21 protein-coding genes and 1 riboswitch are annotated in these 22,183 nt (G+C 72.3%); of the genes, 10 read left to right on the forward strand and 11 right to left on the reverse strand.

The genetic code is table 11. The annotated features are described in order from the left end of the window. From HOO61_RS00005 to eno, 3 genes are all read right to left on the reverse strand, one after another. On the reverse strand, positions 1 to 426 hold a 426-nt coding region (locus HOO61_RS00005), incomplete at its 3' end, for a DUF501 domain-containing protein (protein ID WP_172258057.1). Positions 427 to 461: 35 nt separating this feature from the next. Beyond that, the gene (locus tag HOO61_RS00010; protein WP_172255712.1) at positions 462 to 1,085 is read right to left on the reverse strand and encodes a septum formation initiator family protein; all 624 of its coding nucleotides are present in this window, start codon (positions 1,083 to 1,085) and stop codon (positions 462 to 464) included. Between the two features lie 19 nt (positions 1,086 to 1,104). Next, positions 1,105 to 2,382, reverse strand: a complete 1,278-nt coding sequence (gene eno, locus HOO61_RS00015; protein ID WP_172255715.1) for a phosphopyruvate hydratase — start codon at positions 2,380 to 2,382, stop codon at positions 1,105 to 1,107. A 102-nt stretch (positions 2,383 to 2,484) separates the two neighbouring features. Between eno and HOO61_RS00020 the strand changes: the two genes are divergently transcribed. The 3 genes from HOO61_RS00020 (at position 2,485) to HOO61_RS00030 (ending at position 6,284) form a co-directional block, all read left to right on the forward strand. After that, the gene (locus HOO61_RS00020) at positions 2,485 to 3,300 is read left to right on the forward strand and encodes a helix-turn-helix domain-containing protein (protein WP_172255718.1); all 816 of its coding nucleotides are present in this window, start codon (positions 2,485 to 2,487) and stop codon (positions 3,298 to 3,300) included. Then, positions 3,297 to 4,529 (forward strand): APC family permease, encoded by a 1,233-nt coding sequence (locus HOO61_RS00025; RefSeq protein ID WP_172255721.1) that lies wholly within the window; start codon positions 3,297 to 3,299, stop codon positions 4,527 to 4,529. The genes HOO61_RS00020 and HOO61_RS00025 overlap by 4 nt, the downstream gene beginning before the upstream one ends. Positions 4,530 to 4,847: 318 nt before the next feature. Beyond that, positions 4,848 to 6,284 carry an HNH endonuclease signature motif containing protein gene (locus HOO61_RS00030; RefSeq protein WP_172255724.1) on the forward strand — a complete coding sequence of 479 codons (1,437 nt, stop codon included), beginning with the start codon at positions 4,848 to 4,850 and terminating at the stop codon, positions 6,282 to 6,284. Between the two features lie 142 nt (positions 6,285 to 6,426). Here the strand turns inward: HOO61_RS00030 and HOO61_RS00035 are convergent, their stop codons facing one another. The 5 genes from HOO61_RS00035 to mfd form a co-directional block, all read right to left on the reverse strand. After that, positions 6,427 to 6,714 (reverse strand): hypothetical protein, encoded by a 288-nt coding sequence (locus HOO61_RS00035; RefSeq protein ID WP_172255728.1) that lies wholly within the window; start codon positions 6,712 to 6,714, stop codon positions 6,427 to 6,429. A gap of 91 nt (positions 6,715 to 6,805) precedes the next feature. Continuing rightward, entirely contained in the window at positions 6,806 to 7,093 is a 288-nt protein-coding gene (locus tag HOO61_RS00040; protein ID WP_172255731.1) for a hypothetical protein, read from the reverse strand. Between the two features lie 20 nt (positions 7,094 to 7,113). Next, positions 7,114 to 7,548 (reverse strand): MazG nucleotide pyrophosphohydrolase domain-containing protein, encoded by a 435-nt coding sequence (locus tag HOO61_RS00045; protein WP_367649959.1) that lies wholly within the window; start codon positions 7,546 to 7,548, stop codon positions 7,114 to 7,116. A 4-nt stretch (positions 7,549 to 7,552) separates the two neighbouring features. Continuing rightward, positions 7,553 to 8,233 (reverse strand): hypothetical protein, encoded by a 681-nt coding sequence (locus tag HOO61_RS00050; protein WP_172255734.1) that lies wholly within the window; start codon positions 8,231 to 8,233, stop codon positions 7,553 to 7,555. Positions 8,234 to 8,237: 4 nt separating this feature from the next. Further along, complete coding sequence (gene mfd / locus HOO61_RS00055; protein ID WP_172255737.1) at positions 8,238 to 11,852, reverse strand: transcription-repair coupling factor; 3,615 nt, start codon at positions 11,850 to 11,852, stop codon at positions 8,238 to 8,240. A 157-nt stretch (positions 11,853 to 12,009) separates the two neighbouring features. Between mfd and HOO61_RS00060 the strand changes: the two genes are divergently transcribed. The 3 genes from HOO61_RS00060 to HOO61_RS00070 all read left to right on the forward strand — a co-directional run bounded on the left by HOO61_RS00060 (position 12,010) and on the right by HOO61_RS00070 (position 15,052). Next, positions 12,010 to 12,723: a hypothetical protein gene (locus HOO61_RS00060; RefSeq protein ID WP_172255740.1), complete on the forward strand. Its 714-nt coding sequence runs from the start codon at positions 12,010 to 12,012 to the stop codon at positions 12,721 to 12,723. A gap of 101 nt (positions 12,724 to 12,824) precedes the next feature. Beyond that, positions 12,825 to 13,499 (forward strand): hypothetical protein, encoded by a 675-nt coding sequence (locus HOO61_RS00065; protein WP_172255743.1) that lies wholly within the window; start codon positions 12,825 to 12,827, stop codon positions 13,497 to 13,499. Between the two features lie 80 nt (positions 13,500 to 13,579). After that, positions 13,580 to 15,052, forward strand: a complete 1,473-nt coding sequence (locus tag HOO61_RS00070) for a M20/M25/M40 family metallo-hydrolase (protein WP_172255746.1) — start codon at positions 13,580 to 13,582, stop codon at positions 15,050 to 15,052. An 8-nt stretch (positions 15,053 to 15,060) separates the two neighbouring features. On the opposite strand, the gene HOO61_RS00075 is transcribed toward HOO61_RS00070, so the two are convergent. Then, complete coding sequence (locus HOO61_RS00075; RefSeq protein ID WP_172255749.1) at positions 15,061 to 15,474, reverse strand: VOC family protein; 414 nt, start codon at positions 15,472 to 15,474, stop codon at positions 15,061 to 15,063. A gap of 52 nt (positions 15,475 to 15,526) precedes the next feature. Then, positions 15,527 to 15,593, forward strand: a riboswitch (guanidine-III (ykkC-III) riboswitch). 12 nt (positions 15,594 to 15,605) lie between these two features. On the opposite strand from HOO61_RS00075, the gene HOO61_RS00080 reads away from it, so the two are divergent. Continuing rightward, positions 15,606 to 15,920 (forward strand): multidrug efflux SMR transporter, encoded by a 315-nt coding sequence (locus tag HOO61_RS00080; protein ID WP_172255752.1) that lies wholly within the window; start codon positions 15,606 to 15,608, stop codon positions 15,918 to 15,920. 12 nt (positions 15,921 to 15,932) lie between these two features. Here the strand turns inward: HOO61_RS00080 and HOO61_RS00085 are convergent, their stop codons facing one another. Together HOO61_RS00085 and HOO61_RS00090 are read right to left on the reverse strand one after the other, a co-directional pair. Further along, a complete protein-coding gene (locus HOO61_RS00085; protein WP_216658491.1) occupies positions 15,933 to 16,703 on the reverse strand; it encodes a 3'(2'),5'-bisphosphate nucleotidase CysQ in 771 nt (256 codons plus the stop codon). 9 nt (positions 16,704 to 16,712) lie between these two features. Then, entirely contained in the window at positions 16,713 to 17,489 is a 777-nt protein-coding gene (locus HOO61_RS00090) for a LuxR C-terminal-related transcriptional regulator (protein WP_172255754.1), read from the reverse strand. Positions 17,490 to 18,105: 616 nt separating this feature from the next. Here HOO61_RS00090 and HOO61_RS24695 point away from each other — a divergent pair. The 3 genes from HOO61_RS24695 (at position 18,106) to HOO61_RS00105 (ending at position 22,110) form a co-directional block, all read left to right on the forward strand. Beyond that, positions 18,106 to 19,479, forward strand: coding sequence for a HAMP domain-containing sensor histidine kinase (locus HOO61_RS24695; protein ID WP_172255757.1), 1,374 nt, complete (start codon positions 18,106 to 18,108; stop codon positions 19,477 to 19,479). After that, positions 19,457 to 20,140 (forward strand): response regulator transcription factor, encoded by a 684-nt coding sequence (locus HOO61_RS00100; protein WP_172255760.1) that lies wholly within the window; start codon positions 19,457 to 19,459, stop codon positions 20,138 to 20,140. Before HOO61_RS24695 ends, HOO61_RS00100 begins: the two co-directional genes overlap by 23 nt. A gap of 392 nt (positions 20,141 to 20,532) precedes the next feature. Next, positions 20,533 to 22,110 carry an exopolysaccharide biosynthesis polyprenyl glycosylphosphotransferase gene (locus HOO61_RS00105; protein WP_172255763.1) on the forward strand — a complete coding sequence of 526 codons (1,578 nt, stop codon included), beginning with the start codon at positions 20,533 to 20,535 and terminating at the stop codon, positions 22,108 to 22,110. Positions 22,111 to 22,183: the final 73 nt, after the last annotated feature.

Genomic DNA, 22,183 nt, shown 5'->3' on the forward strand with positions numbered 1-22,183 from the left:
GACCCCGCGCCCCATCGCGAGGGACTGCCCGGCGAGGACGTGGAGGCACTTGACCCGGTCGGGCATCCCACCGGCGGAGATGCCGTCGATCTCGGGGACGTCGAGCCCGGCCCGGTCCCCCACCTCGGCGCGGACCTCGAGGTAGCGCTCGTGCGCGCTGCGGTAGGCAGCAGCGAGCTCCTCGTCGGTGCCGAGGCGGTCCTGCATCTCCTTCATCAGCCCGGAGCCCTCGAGCGTGCCGATGCGCGAGGCCGCGCGGGGGCAGGTCAGGTAGAAGGTCGTCGGGAAGGGCGTGCCGTTGGGCAGCCGCGGCTCGGTCGTCACCACGTCGGGGTTGCCGCAGGGGCACCGGTGCCCGACGGAGTCGATGCCGCGGGGCCGGCGCCCGAGCTGGGCGTGGATGGCGGCCTCGTCGACCGGGTCGATCGTGTGATCACCGGTGTGATCGTCCTTGCGGTTGCTCACTGCTGCGTTCCGTCGATCATCTCGGCAGGTTCCTCGTCGGGCGGGGGTGGGTTGCCGGCCAGCTCCATCGACTCCCAGGCCGACGTCCACCAGGCCTTGGGCACCGTCTTGATCACGTCGTCCGGGTCGTTGAGCGACGCCTGGGCCTCGAGGGGCTTGCCGTCGGCCCCGATGACCTCGAACCCGGCCTCGCCCGGCATCAGGTAGCCGAACCGCGCGCGGGCCTGGGCCTTGACGTAGGCCGGGTCGTCCCAGCGAGCCTTCTCCCGCTCGAGGTCGTTGATGCTGGCCTCGCGCTCGGCGATCTGCGCCTTGAGGTCACCGATGTGGGAGCGCTGCTGGAGGTAGGCCCGCAGCGACGACGCGTAGGACACGGTCAGCACCGCGAGCACGAGCACCAGCACCGCGGCGCGCCCCGTGAACCGCGGTCGACGCGCGGTGCCGCGCGGGGCGGCAGGTCGCACCGACCCGGCGACCGGCTCCACGGTGCGCGCGGACGTCGTACGCGTCCCGGCCGCCCGCGGTCGTGAGCCGCGGGCGCCGGGGTGCGTGCTGGAGCCCTGCCTCGGACCGCGCGACCCACCGGGCCCGCCCCGAGGCGTACGGCGCTGGGAAGGCATGCAGGCCAGTCTGCCTGCTTCAGCCGCCGAATCGCGGGAAGGCACCCCGCCCGGCGTAGCGAGCCGCGTCACCCAGCTCGTCCTCGATGCGGAGCAGCTGGTTGTACTTCGCGACGCGGTCCGAACGGGCCGGCGCACCGGTCTTGATCTGGCCGCAGTTGGTGGCAACGGCCAGGTCGGCGATCGTGGTGTCCTCGGTCTCGCCGGAGCGGTGGCTCATCATGTTGCGGAAGCCGGCGCGGTGGGCCAGCTCGACCGCGTCGAGGGTCTCGGTGAGCGACCCGATCTGGTTGACCTTGACCAGCATCGCGTTGGCCTGGCCGCCGTCGATGCCGCGCTGCAGCCGTTCGACGTTGGTGACGAACAGGTCGTCGCCGACGATCTGGGTCATGCCACCGAGGTTCTCCGTGATGGCCCTCCAGCCGTCCCAGTCCTCCTCGTCGAGCGGGTCCTCGAGAGAGACGATCGGGTAGCTGGCGACGAGGTCGGCGTAGTAGGTGACCATCTCGTCGCTGCCCTGCTTCTTCCCCTCGAAGGTGTAGGACTTCTTGTCGAAGAACTCGCTCGCGGCGACGTCCATCGCGAGCGCGATGTCCTTGCCGAGGGCGAAGCCGGCGGACTTGACCGCCTCGGCGATCAGGTCCAGCGCGGCGCGGTTGCTCTCGAGGTTCGGGGCGAAGCCGCCCTCGTCGCCGAGCCCGGTCGACAGGCCCTTCTTCTTCAGCACCGCCTTGAGGGCGTGGTAGACCTCGGCGCCCTGCTGGAGTGCCTCGCGGAAGGTCGCCGCGCCGATCGGGGCGATCATGAACTCCTGCACGTCGACGTTGGAGTCGGCGTGGGAGCCGCCGTTGAGGATGTTCATCATCGGCACGGGCAGCAGGTGGGCGTTGGGCCCGCCGACGTAGCGGAACAGCGGCAGGCCGGCCGACTCCGCGGCGGCCTTGGCGGTGGCCAGCGAGACGCCGAGGATCGCGTTGGCGCCGAGCTTGGCCTTGTTGGCGGTGCCGTCGAGGTCGAGCATCGTCTGGTCGATGAGGCGCTGGTCGTCCGCGTCGAGCCCGACGACGGCGCCGGCGATCGAGTCGATGACGCCGTCGACGGCCTTCTGCACGCCCTTGCCGAGGTAGCGCTTGCCGCCGTCGCGGAGCTCCACCGCCTCGAACGCACCGGTCGAGGCGCCGCTGGGCACGGCCGCTCGACCGAACGCTCCGTCCTCGAGCAACACCTCCACCTCGACGGTGGGGTTGCCGCGCGAATCGAGGATTTCGCGGGCACCGACTGCAGCGATGATCGACATGGCAGAGCTCCTGATGGGGGACGTCCTGGGTCGGCAGCCAGCCTAGCCACGTCGTACGCCGACGTCGCCGGGGTGTCCGTCCGCACCGCTAGCGTGCGGCGCGTGCCCACCCCCGCCGACCACCTGCGCGCCCTCGTCGACCGCGCCGTGCGGGCCGAGGAGGACGACGAGACCGGCGAGCGGCTGCGCCGGGCGATGGCCGGCGAGTCGCCGGCGCGGTTCACCGGCCGCCTCGTGCTCGAGCGGGCGGCGCACCAGGTGGCGACGACCGACCACACCCTCCGCGACATCGCGACCGAGTCCGGCTTCGACGGCTACGACGTCTTCGCGCGCGCCTTCCGGCGCGAGCTCGGCGCCCTGCCGTCGCAGTGGCGCGCCGACCCGACGTCGCACCTCATCGACGCACCGGGTGACGCCCACGTTCACCCACCGGACGGCGTCCGGCTGCCCGCGCGGTGGAGGATCGACTCCGTGGACCTGGTCGTCGAGATGGCTCAGCGCCACGTGCGCGTGGTGGCGGGCCTCGTCGAGGCCGCCCGTCAGGTGCCCCGCCCCGAACTCGACCGGCCGGCCGAGGACGGCACCCTGCGCTCCGCCCTCACGTCGGCGGTCGGGGAGCTGGCAGCCCTGATCGCGCTGGTCCGCGAGACCGAGGTCCACGCGCCTGCCGACGACGAGTCCCTCACGGAGCTGAGCGACCGGCTGGCCCGGGTGGGCCCCGACTTCGTCGACTCCGTCGCCCTGCTGGGCGCGACCGGGCGCTTCGACGAGGCGTTCGTCGACGCGTTCCGACCCGCCCCGACCGCGACGTCGTACGGCACGAGGGTCACCCGGACGCTCACCGACGCCGACGGCACGCTCCTGCTGGCCCGCACCCGGCTCCGCGCGTGCGGCGTCGACTGGCCGGTGCCGGCATGAGCGCCCAGCCGGAGCTCGCCCGTCGGCTCGGCACCACGGACGCGGTCGTCGTCGGGCTGAGCGCGATGCTCGGGGCGGGCGTCTTCGTCGCCTTCGCCCCGGCCGCGGAGGCCGCCGGGCGCGGGCTCCTCGTGGGGCTCGCGGTCGCGGCCGTCATCGCTTTCTGCAACGCCGTCGCGTCGGCCCAGCTCGCCTCGTCCTACCCCGCGTCGGGCGGCACCTACCTCTTCGGTCGTGAGGTCCTCGGCCCCTGGTGGGGCTTCCTGGGGGGGTGGGGGTTCGTCGTCGGCAAGACCGCCTCGTGCGCCGCCATGGCCATGACCTTCGCCGCGTACGCCGCCCCCGGCGCGGGCGCGTGGCAGCGCGCCCTTGCCGCGCTCGCGGTCGTGGCGTTCACCGTCCTCAACCTGCGTGGCGTCACCCGCACCGCGACCGCCGCCAAGGTCCTCCTGGTCGCCACCCTCGTCGTCCTCACCGGCTTCCTGGCCCTCGTCGCGACGGGCGACGGCGAGCCGGTCGACCGGCTCGCCGCGACCGGCGGCGCGTGGGGCGTCCTGCAGGCGGCCGGCCTGCTCTTCTTCGCCTTCGCCGGCTACGCCCGGATCGCCACCCTCGCCGAGGAGGTCCGGCGCCCGGAGGTCCTCGGTCGCGCGATCCTGCTCGCCCTCGGCACCGCGGTCGTGCTCTACCTGCTCGTTGCGCTGGCCCTGGTGCAGGTCCTCGGCGACGCCCTCCCCACCTCCACGGTCCCGGTCGCCGACGCGACGGCAGCGCTCGGCGCCGACTGGGCGGTCCCGCTCGTCCGGATCGGCGCGGCCGCGGCCGCCCTCGGTGCCCTGCTGGCCCTGCTGGCCGGGGTCGGGCGTACGACGCTCGCGATGGCGCGCGAGCGTGACCTGCCCGGCCCCCTCGCCTCCGTCGACGAGCGGCACCGGGTCCCCGACACCGCCCAGGTCGTCATCGGCGTCGCCGTGGTGGCGCTGGTGCTGCTCGCCGACCTGCGCGGTGCGATCGGCTTCTCGTCGTTCGGGGTGCTCGTCTACTACGCCGTCGCCAACCTCTCCGCCCTGCGCCAACCACCCGAGCAGCGCCGGTGGCCGCGCGGGCTGCAGGTGCTGGGCCTGGTCGGGTGCCTGGCGATGGCCTGCGCGCTGCCGCTCGGCTCCGTGCTCGCGGGGCTCGCGGTCTTCGCGGTCGGCGTGGTGGGTCGATTGGTGGCGCGGCGCTGAGCCGACGCGCCTGACGTCCACACCCATGACGCCCGAGGCGCTGCGCGCCATCGCACCGTAGGCAGACTCCATGGGGTCAGGAACCGTCACGCGCAGATGCCGCGAGGCGCGGCTGCGACCAGGAAGCACGCGAGCTGGCCCTCGGCGGGCGTGCCGAGGATCTGCGGCCTCAGTGGGGGCCGGCGCCGCCCGAGACAGCCAGAAGTGTCACCACCAAACACGCTCGCTGTGTCACCGGTGTCCTGACACAGAACTGTCACCGATGTCTTGAGACATCACACTGGGCGACTGTCGGTGGGCTTCCTTAGAATCGAACACATGAGCGAAGCGCTGACAGAGGTGAAGGCAGGTGGGGTCGAGGACCTCACCGCCACCGACCTGCTGCGCGCGATCCGCTCCTCGCGCGAGATCGAGCACGCCGAAGCCGCCCGCCAGCTCGTCCTCGCCGCGGCGTGGGCGGACTTGCATCCGCCGGAGTCGATCCATGACGCCGCGTCGTTCAGCGCGGCGGGGTGGGAGCACGAGGAGCCCATCGCCGGTGAAGGGGCCCCGTTGGTGGCGGAGTTCTGCGTAGCCGAGCTCGGCGGGGTGCTCGGGATGTCGTCGACCGCCGCGAAGAGGCTCATCGGCCATGCGTTGGAGCTGCGTCACCGACTGCCCCGGCTGTGGGCGCAGGTCCAGGCCGGCCGGGTTGCGGCGTGGAAGGCCCGGGCGGTGGCCGAGGCCACGATCCACTCGGCGCCCTCGTTGACGCGTGTGGCCGCGGGCTTTGTGGATGCGCAGGTCGCTGCGGTCGCGGGTCGGGTGGGTCCGGCGCAGCTGGACCGGTTGGTCGCGGAGGCGATCAAGCGTCACGACCTCGCCGAGGCTGATCCGACCCAGGATCCGGAGGACGGCTACCTCTACGTCGACCCGCGTCACGTCACGATCGACACCCAGGACGTGCACTTCGCGGGCACGATGCGCATCGAGGCCGACGTCGACATCGCTGACGCCCTCGACCTCGACCGTGCGGTGGCGCGCGGCGCCGAGACGCAGAAGGCCCTCGGGTCCGCACTGCCCCTTGATGCTCGACGGGCCAAGGCCCTCGGCGACCTCGCCCGCACCCAGACCGCCCTCGACCTCGCCGAAGCCGGCACCGACCCGCAGCAGCTGCCGGCAGCACGGGAGGTCGTCCTCCACGCCCACTTCGACGCCCACTTCGACGCCCACTTCGACGGCGACACCACCGTCTTCGGGCCCACCGGACGGCTCGAGGAAGGGCAGCGGCTGGTCCTGCTCGAGCAGGTGAAGTCATGGTGCGCCGACTCCCGGACCAAGGTCACGATCAAGCCGGTCATCGACCTCAACACCCAGCTGGCCACCGACGCCTACGCCGTGCCGGACCGGATCCGTGAGCAGGTCATCCTCAGAGACAGAACGTGCGTGTTCCCGTGGTGCACCCGGTCCGCCCGGCGCTGCGACATCGACCACGTCATCCCCTACGACCCCGACGCCGCAGCTGAGGGCAGACCCCAGCCCGGCCCCACCCGGAGCGACAACCTCGCCTGCCTGTGCCGCTTCCACCACCGGTTGAAGACGCACTCGCCCTGGCGCTACGAGATGGTCGCGCCCGGAGTGTTCGAGTGGACCAGTCCCCACGGGCACCGCTACCGCCGCGACCACACCGGCACCACCCCGATCGACGACCCAGAACCACCCGGCCCACCCGATCCGGTCGACGTCGTACACATCCCCCGACCCCGACGACCATGACCCCGCCCCACACCCCGCCACCCACCCGGTGACGGGGCGAACGGCCTGTCCGGGAGGCAACGCCGATCGTCGGCACTGCTGTTGCCGGCACCGATGTCACCACGCGGCCTTTCGTGCGATCCGAGCGGCGTCTCCGCGTTCCTCACGCGGCCTGCACGGCGGCCTGGTCATTCGGTGTCCCGGTGCGGACCGGAGCGAGCGTGCGCAGGCATGTCGACGAAGCGATGCGGGTGAGGACCGACCTCGCCAGGACACTGACTCCGGCAGCCATGTGCGCCGAGAGGGAGTCCATGGCCTCGAGCGCTCGCGTCTCGCGCAACACCTGCGCCCAGGCCGCTCGTAGAAGGTGACCATCGGGCGACGGGGCGGCCGAGCCGGAGCCGTTGTCGTTGATGCCGGGACCGGCCGTCGCGCTGTCGAGGTTGCGCACGTTGTCGGGGGTTGACTACGCCGCGCCTTTCCCCACCCCCTCACCGGGCCATGAGCCCACGAGCCAGGCTGCCGACGAACCGTCGTCTGCCCTAGCGTCCGCCGATCGGCGTCACCACGGACCAATCGAGGGGGCACACCCACATCCCGTGCGAGCCGTCGACGCTCGCGCGTAGCGGGTGGTTCTCGGGATGGGCCGGGCACCGCGGCCAGTTGGTGCGCGCAGGACGCCAGAGCTGGTCCTCGATAGCCCATTCCTGGACCTGGTCCGCCACCTCGGCGATGCGCTCGGCGAGGGGGGCTGCGAGCCGCACGGACAGCCCCGATCCGGTGCCGTCCGAGCTCCACATCATGGTCGAGGCGTACCCCGGGTCGCCCATCCAGTCGACGCCGTCACCAGTCAGGTCTGAGCCGGCCCGGCGACGTCCGGTTGCTGTGTGTTCCGCACCTTCTCGGCCTTCTCGGCGGCCTTGGCGGCGTTCCACAGCTCCATCACCTCGGCCACGTCGGCGGCGACCGCGTCGCCGAAGACATGGGGGTTGCGCCGTTCCATCTTGGCGATCACCCCGCGGGCGACGTCGTCGAGGGTGAACTCGCCCGCCTCCTCGGCGATCACCGCGTGGATGAACACCTGCAGCAGCAGGTCGCCCAGCTCGTCGCACAACGCGGCCGGGTCACCCGACTCGATCGCCTCGACGACCTCCTCAGCCTCCTCCCGCACGTAGGGGATCAGCGAGGTGTGGGTCTGCTCGCGCTTCCACGCGCACTCGCGCTGCAGCACCCGCATCTGCTCCGCGAAGTCCTCGAGGGCCGAGCTGCCGGTCGTGGCGCTCACGGGCTCAGCCGCACCGGTGGCTGACCGGCAGCGTCTCCGCGAAGGCGGGGTCGGGCTCGGTCGCCGAGCCCGACTTCGCCGTGTCGCTGACCGCCACCGAGGTGGAGGTGTCGACCGGGGACAGCACCCCGTCGACGGTGCGCAGGCCGAAGCGCGGGTCGATCTCGAGGTCGTGGGTGTTGGGCCACTGGTTGAACACGTCGATGCCGGCCTGGGTGGTCTGCTCGGCGGTCGCGTCGGTGACGCCCTGCTCCTCCAGGACGATGCGACCGACCTGGTCGAGGATGTCCTGGGCGTAGGCCGAGGTGGACGCGAGCTCGACGTAGTCGTCGCGGACCTCCTCGGGCTGGGCCTCCGCCGCGGTCTCGCGCTGCGCGACGTCGTTGTAGTAGGTCGAGCCCGGCTCCACGCCGTAGTCGTCGGCGATCTGCGAGGCCTGCGAGCGCAGCGTCAGCAGCTGGACGACGTACTGGCGCACGAAGCCCATCGGCACCGCCGACTCGAGCTCCCCCACCGCGGTGCAGTAGTTGGTCGTGACCGCATCGACGTGGCGGGTGCTGATCTCCTCGTCGCCGACCTTGACCGCGACACCGGGGCTCGCGCTGCCGCAGCCGGTCAGCAGCAGTCCTGCGAGGGCCACCATCACCGAGGTGGGCGCGGCCGACATCCGGCGGGTCTTGCTCACGGGGTCACTCCTTGGTCGATGCGGTCGAGGCGGCGACGGGCGCCGGGGCGGCGATGATGTCGTCGATCACACCGCGGGCCCATTCAAGCAGGGCCACGCCCGCCACCGGGCGCACGGGGAAGCCGCTCCCCTGCGGGCGCGGCACCAGGATCGTGCTGGTGGGAGCCTTGACGACGCTCTTGGGGTGCAGCCGCTGGAGGCGTACGACGCGCGACTCGGGGAGGTCGACGGGTGCGAACCGGACGTACTTGCCGGCCACCGTCACCTCGCCGACCCCGACCTGGCGGCACCGCGCGCGGAAGCGCGCGACGACGAGCAGCGACTCCACGACCTCGGGCGGGTTGCCGTAGCGGTCGAGCAGCTCGGCGCGGACCTCGTCGACGTCGGCGTCGGTGCGCACCTCGGCCAGCCGCTTGTAGATCTCGAGCCGCAGCCGCTCGCTGGGGATGTAGTCGTGGGGCAGGTGGGCGTCGACCGGCAGCTCGATGCGCACCTCCGCGAGCTCCTCCTCGGCGCCACCCTTGAAGTCGGCGACCGCCTCGCCGACGAGCCGGACGTAGAGGTCGAAGCCGACGTCGGCGATGTGGCCGGACTGCTCGCCGCCGAGCAGGTTGCCCGCGCCGCGGATCTCGAGGTCCTTCATCGCGATGGCCATGCCGCCGCCGAGGTCGGAGTGCTGGGCGAGCGTCGCGAGCCGCTCGTGGGCGGTCTCGGTCAGCGGCTTCTCCGCCGGGTAGAGGAAGTAGGCGTAGGCCCGCTCGCGGGAGCGGCCGACGCGGCCACGCAGCTGGTGCAGCTGGGAGAGGCCGAGGGTGTCGGAGCGCTCGATGATCATCGTGTTGGCGTTGGAGACGTCGAGGCCCGACTCGACCAGCGTCGTGCAGACGAGCACGTCGAAGCGCTTCTCCCAGAAGTCGAGCATCACCTGCTCGAGCTGGCGCTCGTTCATCTGGCCGTGCGCGGTCGCCACCCGTGCCTCCGGCACGAGCTCCCTGATCCGGGCCGCGGCCTTCTCGATCGACTGCACGCGGTTGTGGATGTAGAAGACCTGGCCCTCGCGCAGCAGCTCGCGACGCACGGCGGCGACGACCTGGCGGTCCTCGTAGGCGCCGACGTAGGTCAGCACCGGGTGCCGTTCCTCCGGCGGGGTGGTGATCGTCGACATCTCGCGGATGCCGGTCACCGCCATCTCCAGCGTGCGCGGGATCGGCGTCGCGCTCATGGACAGCACGTCGACCGACGTGCGCATCCGCTTCATCTGCTCCTTGTGCTCGACGCCGAAGCGCTGCTCCTCGTCGACGATGATCAGGCCGAGGTCCTTGACCTTGATGTCGGGGTTGAGCAGGCGGTGGGTGCCCACGACGATGTCGATCGACCCGTCGGCGAGGCCGGCGACGACCTCCTTGGCCTCCTTGTCGGTCTGGAAGCGTGAGAGGCCCTTGATGACGACGGGGAAGCCGCTCATCCGCTCCGAGAACGTCGACAGGTGCTGCGTGACGAGCAGGGTGGTCGGCACCAGCACCGCCACCTGCTTGCCGTCCTGCACCGCCTTGAACGCGGCGCGGACCGCGATCTCGGTCTTGCCGTAGCCGACGTCGCCGCACACCAGCCGGTCCATCGGCACGACCTGGCGCATGTCGGCCTTGACCTCGTCGACCGTCGTGAGCTGGTCGACGGTCTCGGTGAACGGGAACGCGTCCTCGAGCTCGCGCTGCCACGGGGTGTCGGGGCCGTAGGCGTGGCCCTTCGTCGCCTGCCGGGCGGCGTAGAGCTTGATCAGCTCGGCGGCGATCTCCCGGACCGCGCGCCGGGCCTTGTTCTTGCGCTTGGTCCAGTCGCCGCCGCCGAGGCGGTCGAGGCTGGGGTTCTCGCCGCCGACGTAGCGGGTGACCTGGTCGAGGGTGTCGGCCGGGACGTAGAGCATGTCGTTGGGTCCGCCGCGCTTGCTGGGGCCGTACTCCAGGACGAGGTACTCCCGCACCGCGCCACCGATCTCACGCTGCTTCATCTCCACGAAGCGGCCGACGCCGTGCTGCTCGTGCACCACGTAGTCGCCGGCCTTGAGCTCGAGCGGGTCGATCTGCTTCTTGCGCCGCGCCGGCATGCGGTTGCGCAAGTCCCGGGTCGAGCCAACTGATGACGAGAGGTCGTCGCCCGTGACGACCGCGACCCTCGCCTCGTCGTCGACGATGCCGTGCACGAGGTGGCCGCACGTCACGGTCACCACGTTGGGCCCGGCGGTCTCGCCCTCCTCGACGAGGCGGGCGGCGACGTCGTTCTCGCCGAGCAGCTCGACGAAGCGCTGGGCCGGTCCGTGTCCGGCGTGCACGACCACGACGTCGACGCCGTCGGTGACCCAGCCGCGGATGTCGTCCACCGCCTGCTGGAGGTCGCCGCGGTAGGCCTCGGCGGGGTGCGTGGGCAGGGCGCGGCTCGGCACCCCGGCCGTCTGGGCGTCGACGGGCACGTCGCTGGTGTCGATGCCGAAGGGGCTGACGGTCCACCACGCGTGCCCGAGGCCGAGCGCGTGGAGCCGCACGTCGGCGATCTCACGGTAGGACGCAGCGCCCAGGTCGATCGGCGCCGTGCCGCCCCCGGCCGCCGCGGCCCACGAGGCGCCGAGGAACTCCTCGCTCGTCGCGACCAGGTCGTGCGCGCGGGTGCGGGCGCGCTCGGGGTCGAGGACCAGCACGGTGGTGTCGGCCGGCATCAGGTCGACGAGCAGCTCCATCGAGTCGACCAGCGCGGGCGCGAGCGACTCCATGCCCTCCACGGCGATGCCGGCGGCCATCTTGTCGGTGAGCTCGAGCAGCTGCGGGTGCGCCTGGCCGAGCTCGGCGGCGCGACGTCGTACGTCGTCGGTGAGCAGCAGCTCGCGGCACGGGGGCGCCCAGAGCCGCTCCACGGTCTCGAGGGTGCGCTGGTCGGCGACGGAGAAGGCGCGGATCTCCTCGACGTCGTCGCCGCAGAACTCCACGCGCAGCGGGTGCTCCTCGGTGGGCGGGAAGACGTCGACGATGCCGCCGCGCACCGCGAACTCGCCGCGGCGCTCGACCATGTCGACGCGGGAGTACGCCGCCTCGGCCAGGCCGCGCACGACCTCGTCGAGCGGCCTCGTGTCGCCCGGGGCGAGCTCCACCGGCTCGATGTCGGCGAGCCCCGTGACCTGGGGCTGCAGGAGGCTGCGGATCGGGGCGACGACCACCTTCAGCGGGCCGTTGGCGGCGTCGGTGCCGGGGTGGCGCAGGCGCCGCAGCACGGCGAGACGGCGACCGACCGTGTCGCTGCGCGGGCTCAGGCGCTCGTGGGGCAGCGTCTCCCAGCTCGGGTAGTAGGCGACGGCGTCGGGGTCGACGAGGTCGGCGAGCTCCTCGACGAGGTCCTCGGCCTCGCGGGAGGTGGCGGTGACCGCGAGGACCGTGCGCCCGCGCTCGACGAGTCCGTGGACCACGAAGGGGCGGACCGCGCCGGGCCCGGTCAGGTCGAGCGAGGACTGCACCGCGGCGTCGGCGAGCGCGCCGCCCAGGGTGGGGGCGGCGACGACGCGCCGGGCGACGGCGGCGAGGGGCGTGGACGGCACCGGGGATCCCTTCGAGAGCACGCGGAAGCGCCCCCGCATGAGGAGAGGGCGGGGGAGGGTGAAAGTCTACGGGGGCTGCCCGGACAGGGTTCGTGGGGACAGGGGGTTTGTCCCGTGCGCCTCAGGGGTAGCAACCACCTCAACGCCCGGCGTCGCCGGGCAGGCACAACTTCACCTGAGAGGAACAAACGGGGACATGCGCACCACTCGACTCATCGCGGGCACCGTCAGTGCCGGACTGCTCGGCCTGACGCCGATCGCCATCGCCGCGCCCAGCCAGGCGGCCGACAACCTGACCACCGTGACCACCGCGACGGCCGACCAGACCGCGGTCGCCTACGGCGACGCCGTCTACATCAGCGTCGACGTCCAGGCCTCCGACGGCCTCAGCGCCACGGACGGCACGCCCACGCTCTACGCGATGGAGGCGGGCTCGTCCGCCTGGGTCCCGGTCGCGACCGGCACGTACGCGGGCTCCGACTTCTACCCCGTCGAGCCGAGCATGAACACCACCTACAAGGTGGTCTACAGCGGCTACACCGCGACCACGGCCTACGAGGACACCTACCAGCCGAGCGAGTCGGCCCCGTTCACCGTCGGCGTCGCCCGCGACGTGACGATCGACCGGGCCAAGGCCCGGCTCACGATCAAGGGCAAGGTCAAGCCCGACTACAAGCGGAGCAAGGTCAAGGTCCAGATCAAGAAGGGCAAGAAGTACAAGAAGTTCAAGACGGTCAAGACCAACAAGAAGAGCAAGTTCCAGGTCCGCCTGCCCGCCCCGCGCCGCGGCAACAAGCTCTACTTCAAGATCACCGTCCCGGGCAACGAGAAGTTCCTCGCCTACAGCGAGGTCTGGTACACCTCCAGCTACAAGGCTCCGCTCGCGCGCACCGCTGCCGAGCGCTCCTGATCTGACGCTCCACCTCGTGAGCCAGCGCCACCCGTGAGAAGGTGGCGCTGGCTCACAGCCATTTTCTGACCGGCTCTTCCCATCCCTCGAGGACCAGACACGTGCCCTCCCACCGCTTCGCCGTCCGGGTCCTGGTCGCTGGTGCGCTCACGGGCTCGTCGAGCGTCCTGGTGGCGTCGCCGACCACGGCCGCCGACACGGTGACGACGACGACCGTCGCGCTCCCCGACGCCACCGTCGTCGACTTCCGGGAAACGATCGACATCGATGTCGACGTGGACAGCCAGGACGGCTCCACGCCCACGGACGGCACCACCACGCTCTACGCCATGGAGGCGGGCTCGAGGACCTGGGTGGCCGTCACCACGCAGGACTCCGCGTCGAGCGACTACCTCGAGGTACGGCCGTGGATGACCACGTCGTACAAGGTCGTCTACAACGGTCACACCGCCACGTCAGGTGCGGACGACAGCTACGACACCAGCTCGTCCGAGCCGTTCACCGTCCAGGTCCGGCGCACGATCACCTACCCCAGCGGCGGCTTCGAGGTGGAGGGGCGGGTCAAGCCGCGGTACGGCAACAGGAAGATCGTCATCCGGGTCTCCCGGACCCAGGAGTCCGGCTACGTCAGGTACAAGGCCATCAGGACGGATCGGCGAGGCCGCTACAGCGTCACGCTGCCGCGCCGCAAGGGCACCTGGTTCTGGTCCTTCCGGGTCAAGGGCGACGAGCGCTACCTGCCCACCAGCTTCCAGTGGAAGACCTGGGTCTCCTGACCCGACGGTCCACACGCACCGACACGTGCGACTTTCGAACCCTTTACCGTTCGACTGCCGGACACCTAGGTTCGCATGTCATGAATGACATCTCGGGAACCGACCAGTCCACCCTCAGTCGCAGAACTCTCCTCGCCGGCGCTGCCGGTGGTGTCGCGGTCGTCGCGGCGGGCCAGCCCGCCTGGGCCGCCGACGCCACCCGCCCCGGCTCGGTGCGGGGGCCCTCGCTCGCCGTCCGTGACCGCCTGGTCGTGCAGGGCATCCGTCCCTCGCGCGCCCTGGCCGACCTGCAGGTGCTCTCCGAGCGCATCGGCCCGCGCATCGGCGGCACCGCCGCGGAGAAGGCGGCCGCCGAGTTCGCGCTGACCTCCCTGCGCAGCGCCGGCTGCAGCAACCCCCGTCTCGAACCCTTCGCCGTGGCGGACAAGTTCCTCGCCGACATCGGTGACCCGGACGGCCAGCTGCCCGACGACATCTGCTGGCAGGCGGGCGCCTCCCCCGACGCGGGCCTCGACGGCCCCACCGTCACCGGCAACGTGGTCGACGTGAAGGCGGCGACCGCACCCGCCTGGCCCGCCGACGCTGCGGCGATCACCGGCGCGATCGTGCTGGCCGACGACGCCCAGGACGCGACCCCCGCCACCCGGGTGAACCTGCGCGCGGCCTTCGTGCTCGAGGCCCAGCGGCGTGGGGCGGCGGCCGTCATCCTGCTGCCGGCCGACCTCGAGTACCCCCGCCGCGCGTCGGCCGCATCCCTGCGCCTGGTGCCCACCACCGGCACGACGGCGCCGCCCTGGACGCCGGTCGCGACGATCCCGGTGCTCGGCGTCGCGCAGGTGCAGAAGCGGCTGCTGCGCGAGGAGATCGCGGTCCGTCCGCTGCGCCTCTCCGTCACCACCACCTCGCACCGCGGCCTCACGAGCAACAACGTCTTCGCCGACATCCCCGGCCGTGCGGGCGCCGCCGGCCCCGTCGTCTACATCTCCGGGCACTACGACTCGGTCATCGGCGCCCCCGGTGCCAACGACGACGGCTCGGGCACCGTGCTGACCCTCGAGCTCGCCCGGGTCCTCCGCAAGCTCCCCAAGACGGAGGCCACGATCCGGCTCGCCCTGTGGGGGTCGGAGGAGCAGGGCCTGATCGGATCGCGCTACCACGTCGCCCAGCTCTCGTCGGCCGAGCGCGGCCGCATCGCCGGCGTCTTCCAGAACGACATGGTCGGCACCAGCTGGAGCCCTGCGACGCGCTACTGGGTCCTGTCCTTCTCGGGCACCGGCAACGCGACCACCGACCAGGTCACCGCTGCGGCGCAGCGACTGGGCTACGACCCCCAGATCTCACCCGTGACGCAGCGCGGGGCCAGCGACCACCAGTCCTTCCAGGAGGTCGGCATCGCGTCGGCCAACTTCTCGTGGCGCGGCGAGGCGACGCCCGCGCTGCTCGAGCCGCCCTACCACTCGCCCGAGGACACCATCGAGAAGAACATCAGCATGGACCGGCTGACGGTGAGCATGGAGATGATCGGCTGCGCGGCGTACGCCCTGGCGCACTGACCGCGGCGTCAGCTCGCAGGCGGAGGTGGACCGGCGTCCACCTCCGCCTGCGAACGCAGGATGCAGAACTGGTTGCCCTCCGGGTCGGCGAAGACGACCCACCCCGTGCCGGGCCCGTACTGCCCGCGCTGGTCGGCCACCTCCGTGGCGCCGAGGCCGCGGACCCGCTCGACCTCGTCGTCGCGGGTGCCCTCACGCGGGCGCAGGTCGAAGTGGATGCGCTTGGCGGGCAGCTCGGCGTCGGGCACCTCGATGAACAGGATGCTGTGACCGGTCTCCGGGTCCAGGATCATGCACTCCTCGTGCCCCGGCTCGTTGGGGTCGCCCTCCACGTCGACGTAGCCGAGCATGGCCTTCCACCACTCCGAGAGCGTGTAGGCGTCGTGACAGTCCACGGTCGTGTGGGAGACGAAGGAGGTCATGACGGCCACGCTGGCGCGGTGGGCCCCCGCGACGCAAGCCGATATATGCTCGCCGGAGCCCCGAACCGTGGGCGACCGGACGAGGGAGCCGTACCCGGGGACGCGACAAGACGGCCGTCGAGGAGATGGCCATGTCGTGGTTCGTGCTCGTCCTGTCCGGAGTGCTGGAGGCCGTGTGGGCCACCGCCCTCGGCCGCTCCGACGGCCTCACCCGCCCGGTGCCGACCGCGACCTTCGTCGTCGCGCTCGTGCTCAGCATGGCCGGGCTCGGCTACGCGATGCGCACGCTGCCGGTGGGCACGTCGTACGCCGTGTGGGTCGGCATCGGCGCCGTGCTGACGGTGGTCGTCGCGATGGTGACCGGCACCGAGGCGTTCTCCGTCGTCAAGGCCCTGCTGCTGACCGGCCTCGTCGGCTGCATCATCGGGCTCAAGCTCGTCCACTGACGAGCCGGGGCCTCACGCGGTCCCGTGGCGCCTGACGAAGTCGACGATCTGCTCGGCGAGCTCGGGACGGCACACGATCAGGTCGGGCAGCGAGGTGTCGTCCTCGTTGTAGACGAGCGGCGAGCCGTCGACACGGCTGCAGTGCAGGCCGGCGGCGCGGGCGACCGCCACCGGTGCGGCATTGTCCCACTGGTACTGCCCGCCGGCGTGGACGTAGGCGTCGGCGAGGTCGCGCACCACGCTCATCACCTTCACGCCCGCGCTCCCCATCGGCACGAGCTCGGCGTCGAGCTCGGCGGCGAGCGCCTCGACGAAGGCCGGCGGCCGGCTGCGCGAGACCGCGATGCGGGGACGCTGCGAGGTCCGCGGCGGCACCGCGCTGGGACGGCCGGTGCTGAAGGTCTCCCCCAGGGCCGGCTGGGCCACCGCGCCGGCGACGAGGTCACCGTCCTCCCACAGCGCCACGTGCACCGCCCAGTCGTCGCGGGGCGGCTCGGAGAACTCGCGCGTGCCGTCGAGAGGGTCGATGATCCACACCCGCCGGGCGGTCAGTCGCGACTTGTCGTCGGCGGCCTCCTCGGAGAGCACGGCGTCGTCCGGGCGGTGCTGGGTGAGGATCCTGTCGAGCTCGGCCTGCGCGGCGGCGTCGCCGGCGTCCTTGAGCGCCTTCCCCTCCAGGCCGTCGGCCTCCGCCCCGGCGCGTACGTCGAGGAGCACCGAACCGGCACGTTCGGCCGCCCAGACGGCGAAGGAGTGGTCGTCGAGCGTGGTGGGATCCATCATGCGCGCAGCCTATCGACGGCCGGCGCCCACCTTGTCGCCGCGCCGGTCGCGCGTGCGGGGGTCACCCGGGTCGTCGCCCGGGTCCTCACCCGCCCCCCGGGGTCTCGGCACCAGGTCGGCGCCCCCCGTCACGTCGTAGGCCTGGTGGAACATCGCCACGGCCTTGAGCTGCGTCGAGGCACCCAGCTTGGCGCGCAGCGCCTTGACGTGGCTGCGGACCGTGCCCTCCGCCACCCCCATCTCGACCCCGACCTCCGCGACCCGGTGCCCGGACGCCAGGAGCTCGAGCACCCGTCGTTGCTGCGGGGACAGGGAGTCCAGCTGCTCGCGCACGTGACGGCGGCGGTCCCGGTCCAGCGCCCAGGAGGCGCGCAACGCCAGTCTCTCCTCCGGATCCATCGACGAGGCACCGGACGTCAGGCGCTGCACGACGTCGGCGAGCTGCGAGACCGACGTGGTCACGGTCACGACGTCGACGGCGTCGTTGGCCAGGAGCCCTCCCCACCGGGTGGAGGCGTCGGCGGAGCTGACCACGACGACGCGTACGTCGCCGGGCTGGGCGAGCGCCTCGACATGACCGACGACGGTCGAGTTGTCAACCCCGTCCACAATGGCGACGACCACCGCAGGTCGCATCGGCGCGGCCACCCCCGAGACGTCCTCGTCGACCACCGACTCCCACCTCCGGGTCTCGGCCGGGACCCCGACCGAGCGCAGCGCGGCCGTGACGGCCTGCGCGACCAAGAGGTGCGGGGACAGCACCCACACCGGACCTGCCACGCTCATGAGCCCTCCCTCCGCCTGCTGGCGTGACCAAGCCTGTCCGCCGCACGCCTCCACACGTCGACCCTTTGGCGAACGTGCACCTAATTGGGGACGCGACCGGACCTCGCCTACCCCGAACCGCCCGGGGGACGCTCCCACTACCCCCTTGAGGGGAAATCGCAGCCCGCTGCCACCGCGCTGATGGACTCCTTGACGAAGCCTCCAAGAGTCCTGCGAACGGCGGACCAGACCGCCTTTGCCCTATTTGCGGTACGACCACAGAATCAGTGGACCCCCCGCACCGCGAGTTGCAGTCTCAGCCGAGAGGCGCACTGGCACAGAAGCACAGGCACGTACGACGGGCATGCAGGTCACGGCACACGCGACCGGCACGACGGGTTCGGCAGCTCTGGGAGGCAGCCGAGGCGTCTCGACAACACGAGGGCTGTACCGCAGGGGGGTAGCAACGATGCTGGGGTTCTGCAGGGGGGATCTGCGCCACAGGTGCCGGACGGGGGTCACGGGGCTCGCCTCGTTCCTGGTCCTGGTCTGGGTCGGTTCGGGGACCGGATCGGGGGCAGGGGCGTGGTGGTCGCCACCGACGGCGTCGACGGTCCCCACGCTCGGGGAGGGCCTCGTGAGCGGGGTCTTCGTCGCGGCCGCCGGGTGCACCGCGCTGGTCATGTGGCGCAAGCACGCCGGCGCCGTGGCGGGGTGGACGGTCGCCACGGGCGCGCTCGTGGCCGCCCAGGCGCTCGTGGTCACGCTCGTCGCGCTGCACACCGAGCCGCCTCGGGGAGCGCTCACCCAGGTGCTCCTGCTCACCGTGGCGATGCTCGGGATGATCGGCGTGATGCTCCCGCTGCTCGCACCGGAGCGCGTTCGGCGCGTCGTCGACGAGACGTTCGTGATCGGGCTCGGGCTCGGGCTCGTGGCGGCAGGCCACCTGCTGCTGCAGTTCCCGCGGGTGCACCCGCCGTCGCCGGCCATGCAGCTGCTCATCGGGGTGCTCCTCGCGACCCACCTGCTGTCCGCGGTGCTCGTGCTTCAGCACCGCGCGGCACCGCGAGCGATCACCGCCCTGCTCCTCGCCACGGTGGGCGTGGTGGTCCTGGGCCAGCTCGTCCCGCCGACCGGACTCGCCGGCGGCAGCATCGACGCCGGCCTGTGGCTCGCCCGCACGGCCGTCGGAGCAGCGTGGCTGGGCATCGCCTGGGCAGCACTGCGCCGCACCCTCGAGGAGGAGCGCCAGCGCATCGACTCCTTCGAGCACGTGCTCGTCGACGCCACCCGCGAGCAGCGCGAGCGGCTCCACGAGCTGCGCAGCACGATCGCCGGTCTGGTCAGCGGGTCGGCGCTCCTCGACCGCGAGGACCTCTCGAGCGAGGCACGCGAACGGCTGTGGTCCTCGTTGCGCCGCGAGCTCGACCGGATGGAGCGGATGCTCGCCGGCACCGGCCCGCAGGTCGCCGACCTGCGCCTCGACGACGCGCTGGGCCAGATCCTCGACCTGCAGCGGCTCAAGGGCCGTCACGTCGAGCTCCACTCCACCGGGGACGTCGTCCGGGCTCCGTTCGACGCCCTGGCCGAGGTGCTCAACATCCTCGTCGACAACGCCGCCAAGCACGGCGGAACTGACGAGAGCCTGGTGGAGGTGAGCCGGCGCGACGAGGAGACCGTCGACATCACGGTCACCGACTTCGGCCGCGGCATCCCCCGCGAGCAGCGACCGCAGATCTTCGACTGGGGCAAGCGCGGCGCCGAGTCCCGGGGCGAGGGCATCGGGCTCAACGTCGCCCGGCGCCTGGTGACCGAGGCCGGTGGGTCGCTGCGGCTCGCCGACCGCGACGGCGCCGGGTCGTCGTTCGTGATCTCCCTGCCCGCGGCCCGCCGCTCGCCGGAGAACGGCCCCGAGCCGATCCGGCTGGTCGCGCCCCGCGTGGCCACCCCCGGCCCGGCCGGCTCCGACCTGACGATGGAGGACGGCCGTGCCTGGCGCGTCACGGGGTGAGCACCGGGTCCTGATCATCGACGACCACGTGCTGTTCGCGGAGTCGCTCGAGCTCGCCCTGTCCCTGGAGGGCTACGACGTACGACGTCTGGAGCCGCCCGACGAGGGCGGGTCGATGGCCACGCTGAGGTCGCTGGCCCTGCGGGCCAACCCCCGCACGGTGCTGCTCGACCTCGACCTCGGCCGCTTCGGCGACGGGATGAACCTCGTCGCCCCGCTCGCCCGGGCCAACGCCAACGTGGTCGTGCTGACCGCGTCAGAGGACATCGGGCGATGGGGGGCCTGCATGCGGCTGGGGGCGCGCAAGGTGCTGTCCAAGACCGGCGCCCTGCAGCAGGCGCTCGCCACCGTGCGGCGGCTGCACCAGGGGTTGCCGGTGGTCACCCGCGAGGAGCTGGAGTCGTTGCTCGAGGCGTGGGCGCGCGACCGCCAGGCCCACGACGACGTACGCCGCCGGCTGGACCTGCTGACCCCGCGCGAGCGCCAGGTCCTCGGCGCGCTCATCGAGGGCCGCACGGTGCGGGCGATCGCGCAGGACAGCGTGGTGTCGGAGGCCACGGTCCGGACGCAGGTGAAGTCGATCCTGGGCAAGCTCGAGGTCTCCTCGCAGCTGGCCGCGGTCGGCATGGCCAACCAGGTCGGCTGGAAGGTGGGCGCCTGAGCCCATCGGCTCGATGTCCCGCGTGCGGCTCCGCCGTGCGCTCCCGTCGGTGCGTGCACATGGAACGCGGCGGTCGAGGAGGGGGACCTCGACCGCCGCCCACTGGTTCACATCGGTTCCGGGTGACGAAGCGTGGGGTTCCGCGTCACGCCAGCGGCCACCAGGAGGCGGCCAGTGCGGGGCTGGCCCGAGAAGAGCGAACCAGTGGCTGGTGCACCTCTTCGAGAGTAGGTCCGCCCGGCGTGACCTGCCCATCCCTTCGAATGGGTATCTCCCGGGCGTGCACGGCTTTCGCTCATTTGCGGCATGCCCGCCACGACGGGCGTTCCTAGGCTCGCTGCAAGGTCAGCAACGGGGTGCCTTGGGCGGTGTCCCGGAGGGGGGTTGATGAGATGACGCAGGTCAGCGACAGGGTCGCCGAGGTGGTCTCCGAGGTGGCGTCCGGGTTCGTGCCCGACGTCGTCGCCGAGGTGGTGACCGCGGACGGCCTCCTGCTCGACAGGCAGGTCCCCCGTCCACGGGGGGTCACCACCCTGCCGCTCGTCGCACCCGGCGCCCTCTCGCCCAAGCCGCTCCTCGAGCCGGCCCCCGAGCCGCTCCTCGAACCGGCCCCGGCCGACCTGCTCCCGGCCCGGACGGCCAGGCGCACGGCCCCGACGTGGCCGGCGCCCGCCCTCGACCTGGCCCTCGCGCTGGCGCTCGCCGTCGGTGCGGTGTCGCAGGGCTGGCTGGAGCTCCCCGCCGCCCTCGCGACCGCCCTCGCCTGGCCGTCCCTGCTCGCGGTGTCCGGTCGCTACCGGCGCCAGGCCCTCGGCCAGTCCCGGGGTGCCCGCGCCGCGGTGGTGCTCGCCGCGGGCGCCCGCACGGCGGTGCTCACCCTGGCGGTCTCACCGCTGCTGTGGCACGCCGACCCGCTGGCGCTCGCCGCGTTCGTGGCTGCCCTGACCGTCACGAGCGCCGTGCCGTTCGTCGCCGGCGTACGCCGTCCGCTCCCGCGGGTGGTGCTCGCCGGCCGGCCGCGCGACGTCCGGGAGGCCGTCGCACAGCTGCGGGCCAGCGGCACCCACGAGGTCGTGGCCGCCTGCCTCACGCGCGCCTCCAAGACCCCGGTCGAGGGCGACGTCCCGGTCTACGTCGGTCTGGAGGCGTCCTCGACCGCGGCGCACGACCACGGCGCCGACGCGCTCGTCGTGCTGCCGGGTGCCAGGCTCTCGCCCGTCGAGGTGCGGCGGCTGCACTGGTCGCTGGCCGGTCTGGGCACCGAGCTGTTCCTCGGCACGGGTCTGCTGGACGTGGAGCCCCAACGCACCCGGGTGATGTCGACCGCCGGCCTCGGCGTGCTGCACGTCGGCAAGCCCGCCCTCCGCGGGCCGCGGCGGCTGCTGAAGGACCTCGTCGAGCGCGCTCTCGCCCTCGCCGCGCTGGTCATGGCCCTGCCCGTGCTGGCCGCCCTCGCCGTGGCCATCCGGATGGAGACCCCCGGCCCCGCGTTCTTCCGCCAGGAGCGCATCGGTCGTGACGGCGTGCCGTTCACGATGCTCAAGCTCCGCTCGATGGGGGTCGACGCCGAGACGGCACGGCTGGGGCTGGCCGAGGAGAACGAGAAGGACGGCGTCCTGTTCAAGATCGCTCAGGACCCGCGCATCACGCCGCTGGGAAGCAAGCTGCGCCGCTACTCCCTCGACGAGCTCCCGCAGCTGTGGAACGTGGTCCGGGGCGACATGTCCCTCGTCGGACCCCGGCCGGCCCTGCCCTGCGAGGTCGCCCGCTACGACGTCGACCCGCGCCGGCGGCTCGTGGTCAAGCCGGGCGTGACCGGGCTGTGGCAGGTGTCGGGCCGCTCCGACCTCACCTGGGCGGAGTCGGTACGCCTGGACCTCAAGTACGTCGAGAACTGGTCGCTGCGCCTCGACCTCTCGATCCTCGTCCGCACGGTGCGTGCCGTGCTCGGGCACCGCGGCGCATACTGAGCGCGCGGGCAGAAGTCTCGTCGACGACCGTGGGGGTCGAGCACCTGATGAACACCAGACCTGTGACGGTCGC

This window comes from Nocardioides sp. zg-1230 (assembly GCF_013155335.1).
Lineage (GTDB): Bacteria > Actinomycetota > Actinomycetes > Propionibacteriales > Nocardioidaceae > Nocardioides.